Origin of the sequence: Streptomyces sp. SBT349 (assembly GCF_001083795.1) — a bacterium.
Classification (GTDB): domain Bacteria; phylum Actinomycetota; class Actinomycetes; order Streptomycetales; family Streptomycetaceae; genus Streptomyces.
Genome location: NZ_LAVK01000402.1, coordinates 1 through 6,316, shown reverse-complemented (window position 1 = coordinate 6,316; position 6,316 = coordinate 1). Strand labels below are relative to the sequence as shown.

The following is a 6,316-nucleotide window of genomic DNA, read 5'->3' as shown; positions in this document are numbered from 1 at the left end:
CGCGGCCGCCACGTCGCCCTGCCCACCTACGCCTTCCAGCGGGAACGGTACTGGCTGGCCCCCGCCCCGGGCTATGTAGCCGGGGATGTGCGCGGGCTGGGCCAGGGCGCGGCCGACCATCCGTTGCTGGGGGCCGCGGTGGGGATGGCAGCCAGCGACGAGTGGCTGATGACGGGACGGCTGTCGCTGTCCACGCATCCCTGGCTGGCCGATCACGCCGTGCGCGGTACCACCCTGGCGCCAGGCGCCGCGCTGTTGGAGATCCTGATCCGCGCGGGGGACGAGGTCGGCTGCTCGCTGATCGAGGAAATGACCACCCAGGCCCCGCTGGTGCTCTCCGGACACGATGGCGTGCAGGTTCAGGTGCGGGTCGGCGCGGCCGGTGACGGCGGGCGGCGCGAGGCCACGATCTACTCTCGCGAGGACGACGGCGACGCCGACCGCGCCTGGATCTGCCACGCGTCCGCGACTCTCGTAACGGCCGACATCGCGCCCGCCGGATGGTCCTCCGAACAGTGGGACGCCACCGCGTGGCCCCCGGCGGACGCCGAGCCGATACCCCTCGACGACTTCTACACGCGGCTGGCCGAAACCGAGTACCACTACGGCCCGGCGTTCCAGGGACTGCGGGCGGCCTGGCGAGGCGCGGAGGGCGAGCTGTTCGCCGAGGTCGCCCTGCCCGAGGCACAGCACGAGGACGCCACCCGCTTCGGCATTCACCCCGCCCTGCTCGACGCGACCATCCACGCCGGTGCCCTCGACGACATCCAGCGCGGCACACGCGAGGTCTGGCTGCCCTTCGCCTACCGAGGCGTTCGTCTGCTGGCCACGGGCGCGACGACGCTGCGCGTACGGCTGACCGGGTCCGCCCGGGACGGCATGCGGATCCAGACGGCCGACAGCACCGGCCAACCCGTTGCCGTCGTCGACTCGCTCGACTCGCGCCAGGTCGACGACACAGGGCTTCAGACGACGCAACAGGCCGTCGACGACTCACTCCTCGCCTTGGACTGGACCGAGCTCCCCCTCGACGGCCACGACGCGACGGCCTATCGCACCTGGGCGTTGCTCGGCCCCGAGACGGCACCCGCCACCACGGCCCTGCTGGCCGTGCTCGCCGGGCCCGACGACGCCCACGCCCACGTCTTCGCGGACCTGGACGCTCTGCGACAGGCCGTCGAGGACGAGGCCGCCCCTGTCCCCGACGCCGTCGTGTGGAACGTCTCCCCGCTCTCCGGCCCGACCACGGCCGAGGACGTCCACGCCACCGTCATCGGCGCCCTGACCGGCATCCAGGTGTGGCTGAGCGACCCGCGGTTCACCACGTGCCGACTGGTGGTGCTCACCCACGGCGCGGTCGCGACGAGCGCCGGTCAGGATGTCACCGGCCTCGGGCAGGCCGCGGCGCTGGGCCTGCTCCGCGCGGCCCAGGCCGAGAACCCCGACCGCATCACCCTCGTGGACCTGGAGTCGGCCGAGCCCGCCTACGCGCTGCTGCCGCCGACGGTCGCCGCCGCGGCGGCGACCGTCGAGCCGCAGACCGCGATCCGTGACGACACGCCGCTCGTGCCCCGGCTGGGCCACGCGGACACCCGCCTGGTCCCCGCCAGGGACGTGCGGGCCTGGCGCCTGGACAACGTCGGGGACAGCGGCTCGTTCGACGACCTCGCCCTCGTGCACGCCCCCAGGTCGGAGCGAACCCTGGACGAGGGCCTCATCCGCGTGGCCGTGCGCGCCGCGGGCATCAACTTCCATGACGTCTTCATCGCGCTGGGCCTGTATCCCGGTGAGGCCATGCTCGACGGCATGGGCGGCGATATCGCCGGCGTCGTCACCGAAGTCGGCCCCGGCGTGGAGAACCTGGCCGTCGGCGACCGTGTGATGGGCCTGGGCGAGGGCGGCTTCGCCCGGCAGGCCGTGACGCACTGCAAGATGGTCGTGAAGATCCCGGACGGCTGGTCCTTCGAACGCGCGGCGTCCATCACCACGGTGTTCGTCGCCACCTACTACGGTCTCCGGGACGTCGCCGGGCTTCAGGCCGGCCAGTCCGTGCTCATCCACGCCGCGGCCGGCGGGATGGGCATGGCCTCCACCCAGCTGGCGCGGCACTTCGGGGCGAAGGTCTACGCCACCGCCAGCCCGCCCAAGTGGGAGACGGTGCGGACCAACGGGGTGCCACCCGAGCGCATCAGCTCCTCGCGCGACCTGGACTTCGAGGAGAAGTTCATGGAGGCGACGGACGGCGCGGGTGTCGATGTCGTCCTCAACTGCCTGACCGGGGACTTCACCGACGCCTCACTGCGGATGCTGCCCCGCGGTGGCCATTTCCTGGAGATGGGCAAGGCCGACATGCGCGACCCCGACGAGGTGGGCCGCGACCACCCGGGCGTGAGGTACCGGCTGTTCGACCTCTTCGACGCCGGGCTCGCCCGGCTCGGAGAGATCCTGGCGGAGATCGTCGACCTGATCCAGCGCGGCGAGCTGGTGCCTCCGCCGGTGCGGGTCTGGGACGTGCGACGCGCGGGCGAGGCGTTCGGCTTCATGAAGCAGGCCCGTCACACCGGCAAGATCGTGCTGCGGATTCCGCCGGAGGTGGATCCCGCCGGGACGGTGCTGGTGACCGGGGGCACGGGCACCCTGGGGACGTTGGTCGCCCGCCACCTGGTGACCCGGTACGGAGTGCGCAGCCTGGTGCTGGCCAGCCGCCAGGGACCGAACACGCCGGGCGCCGAGGAGTTGCGTCAGGAGCTGGAGCAGCTCGGTGCCCGGGTGCGGATCGCCGCGTGCGATGTCGCCGACCGGGACCAGCTGGCGCGGCTGCTGGGTGAGATCCCGCCGGAGCACCAGCTGACCGGCGTGGTGCACACCGCCGGAGTGCTGGACGACGGGCTGATCGAGGACTTGACGCCGGAGCGCGTGAGCGCCGTGCTGCGCGCCAAGGTCGACGCGGCCTGGCACCTGCACGAGCTGACGCGCGAGATGCACCTGGGCATGTTCGCGATGTTCTCCTCGGCCGCCGGCGTGCTGGGCGGTCCGGGGCAGGGCAACTACGCCGCCGCGAACGCGTTCCTGGACGCCCTCGCCCAGCATCGTCGCGCCCAGGGCCTGGCCGCCACCTCCCTCGCCTGGGGCTTGTGGGAGCGCGCCAGCGGTCTGACCGGGAAGCTGGACGAACGCGACCGTGTCCGCGTGAGCAGGGCCGGCATGGTGCCCATGCCGGCGGAGTACGCGCTGGACCTGTTCGACACCGCCTGCCTCGCCTACGAGCCGTTGCTGGCGCCCATCCGCGTCGATCTCGGTCGGCTGCGCAGCCAGGCCGAGGCCGGAACGCTGCTGCCGCCCCTGCGCGGTCTGGTGCGCGGTTCGGCCCGGCGCGTGGTGGGGGCCGAGGGCCGAAGCGAGGGCGCGTCGCTCGCCCGGACGCTGGCCTCCCTGCCCGAGGAGAAGCGGCAGGAAACCGTCCTGGACCTGGTGCGCACGCACATCGTGGCCGTCCTGGGGCACTCCTCACCCAGCCTGGTCGACGCCGGACGCGCCTTCCAGGACCTGGGCTTCGACTCGCTGACCGCGGTGGAGCTCCGCAACCGCCTCAACTCGGCCACCGGGCTGCACCTGCCCGCCACGCTCATCTTCGACTACCCCACTCCCGCCGCGCTGGCGCAGCATGTCTGCTCGGAGGCGATGGGCGACCAGGAGGTCCTCTTCGGGGCCGCGTCCGGCACGGTCTCGGACGAGCCGATCGTCATCGTCGGCATGGCGTGCCGCTACCCGGGGGGCAGCGACAGCCCCGAGAAGCTGTGGCAGCTGGTCGCCGAAGGCCGCGACGCCGTCGTGGAGTTCCCCATCGACCGCGGCTGGGACATCGAAGGGACCTACGACCCGGACCCGGAGGTCGGGGGCAAGATCTACACCCGGCAGGGCGGATTCCTGTACGAGGCCGGGCAGTTCGACGCGGCGATGTTCGGCATCAGCCCGCGCGAGGCGCTGGCGATGGATCCGCAGCAGCGGCTGCTGCTGGAGACCGCCTGGGAGAGCATGGAACGGGCGCACATCGTTCCCTCGGAGCTCAAGGGCAGCCGGACCGGTGTCTTCATCGGAGCCTCCTCCCCCGGTTACGGCGTCGGCACCGAGGTCATCGGTGGCTTCCAGATGACCGGCACCACCAGCGCCGTGATCTCCGGCCGCCTGGCCTACACCTTCGGCCTGGAGGGGCCGGCTCTGACCGTCGACACCGCCTGCTCGTCGTCCTTGGTGGCGCTGCATCTGGCGGTGCAGGCGCTGCGCAACGACGAGTGCTCGATGGCGCTGGTCGGCGGCACGCTGGTCATGGGCAGCATCGAGGGCTTCGTCGAGTTCTGCTGGCAGCGCGCGCTGTCGCCGGACGGGCGGTCCAAGGCGTTCTCGGCCTCCGCCGATGGCTTCGCCGTCGGCGAGGGCGCGGGGGTGCTGCTGGTGGAGCGGCTGTCGGACGCGGTGCGCAACGGTCACGAGGTGCTGGCGGTGGTGCGCGGCTCCGCCGTGAACCAGGACGGCGCGTCGAACGGCCTGGCCGCGCCCAACGGCCCTGCCCAGCGGAAGGTGATCCGGCAGGCGCTGGCCAACGCGCGGCTGTCGCCGTCCGAGGTCGACGCGGTGGAGGCGCACGGCACGGGGACGTCGTTGGGTGACCCGATCGAGGCGCAGGCGCTGCTGGCGGCGTACGGGCAGGACCGGGAGGAGGGCCGGCCGCTGTGGCTGGGCTCCATCAAGTCCAATATCGGGCACGTCGGTACCGGGGCGGGCATCGCCAGCGTGATCAAGATGGTGATGGCGATGCGCCACGGCCTGCTGCCGAAGACGCTGCATGTGGACGAGCCGTCGCCGCGGATCGACTGGTCGGCGGGCGCGGTGGAGTTGCTGACCGAGCCGGTGGCCTGGGAAAGGAACGGGCACCCGCGCCGGGCCGGCATCTCCGGCTTCGGCATCAGCGGGACGAACGCGCATGTGATCGTGGAGGAGGCCCCGGAGCCGGCGCCGCGGCGGGACGTGGCCGTGGCGCCCGACACGGCGGCCACCGCGTCGGGTGGCGTGGTGCCGCTGATGGTGTCGGCCCGGTCGGCCGGGGCGCTGGCCGGACAGGCGGCGCGCCTGCGGGAGTTCCTGGAAGGCGATGCCGGGGCCGGGGTGTCGCCGGCCGATGTGGGGTGGTCGCTGGCGACGACGCGGGCGGGGCTGGAGCATCGCGCGGTGGTGCTGGCCGCCGACCGGGAGCAGGCGGTGGCGGGCTTGGCCGCGGTGGCGGCGGGGGAGAGCGCGCCGGGCGTGGTGGTGGGGTCGCAGTCCCCGGGCCGGGTGGTGATGGTCTTCCCCGGTCAGGGCTCGCAGTGGCTCGGCATGGCCCGCGAACTGCTCGCTCGCAGCGAGGTCTTCGCACAGGCCATCGCCGCGTGTGACAAGGAGCTGGTGCTGTATGCCGACTGGTCGCTGACCCACCTTCTGCGGGAGGGGGACGAAGAGCAGCTGCGGCGGGTGGATGTGGTGCAGCCGGTGCTGTTCGGGGTGATGGTGGCGCTGGCGCGGTTGTGGGAGTCGATCGGTGTCCGGCCGGATGTGGTGGTGGGGCACTCGCAGGGAGAGATCGCCGCGGCGCACATCGCGGGTGGGCTGTCGCTGAAGGACGCCGTGCGGGTGGTGGCGTTGCGCAGCCGGGCGCTGGTGTCGCTGTCGGGCCGGGGTGCGATGGCGCAGGTCGCCCTGGGCGAGGAGGAGGCCGGGGAGTTGGTCGAGCCGTGGGAGGGGCGGGTCGGGGTGGCCGCGGTCAACGGGCCCGCGTCGACCGTCGTCTCCGGCGAGACCGCGGCCGTGGAGGAGCTGCTGGCGCACTGTGAGGTTGAGGGGGTGTGGGCGCGGCGGATCGGGGTGGACTACGCCTCCCACAGCCCGCAGGTCGAGGAGATCCGCGACGAACTGGCCCAGGCTCTCGCGGGGATCAGTCCGATGGCGGGCGAAGTGGAGTTCCGTTCGACGGTCACCGGTGAGGTGGTGGACACCGCCACCCTCGACGCCGGGTACTGGGTGCGGAATCTACGGGAGCCGGTGCGGTTCGCTCCGGTGATCGCCGCCCTGGCGCAGGCGGGTGCGGGGGTGTTCATCGAGGCCAGCCCTCATCCGGTGCTGATCGCCGGGATCGGTGACACGCTCGCGGAGGCCGGGGCTCAGTGCGCGGTGGTGGAGACCCTGCGCCGGGACCACGGCGGGATGGCACGGTTCCTTGCCAGCGCCGCACAGGCCCACGTGCACGGGGTGAACCTGGACTGGAACGCCATCTTCCCCGGCG

1 protein-coding gene is annotated in these 6,316 nt (G+C 72.8%); it reads left to right on the top strand.

The window, feature by feature from the left end; translation table 11 throughout:
• A partial coding sequence (locus tag ADY01_RS31245; RefSeq protein WP_049580089.1) for a type I polyketide synthase occupies positions 1 to 6,316 on the top strand: 6,316 nt, incomplete at both ends.